The sequence below is a fragment of the Vibrio sp. 10N.222.55.C6 genome (genome assembly GCF_041473395.1).
GTDB lineage: Bacteria > Pseudomonadota > Gammaproteobacteria > Enterobacterales > Vibrionaceae > Vibrio > Vibrio crassostreae_C.
Map to the genome: position 1 here is coordinate 1 of NZ_JBFRSD010001322.1, position 309 is coordinate 309.

The 309-nt window shown below is 36.6% G+C and carries 1 protein-coding gene; it reads right to left on the bottom strand.

From position 1 onward, the window contains the following. On the bottom strand, positions 1-309 hold a 309-nt coding region (locus AB4486_RS28710; RefSeq protein ID WP_372120237.1), incomplete at both ends, for a prepilin peptidase.

Here is a 309-nt window from a genome sequence, read left to right on the forward strand (position 1 = left end):
TACTCAGACTGTTCGAGTTGGAAAAGTTATATAGCAAGTAGAAAGTCCCGATCACTCCAGAAGAAAGTAGGATAAAGTACGACGCATCAAGTAATTGTCCCCACCCAAGATACATCCCCACGATACCTAATAGCTTCACATCTCCTGCAGACATAGCTCTTACAAAATATAAGAGTAATCCAAAACAAAAAAACACCGCGAATCCAACGAAGGACATTAAGAAAGCATCAAAAGTGTAATTGCGGTTAAACATTGATAAAAAATACACAAACAAAAACAGTATCAATATTTTGTTTGGTATACGATGCT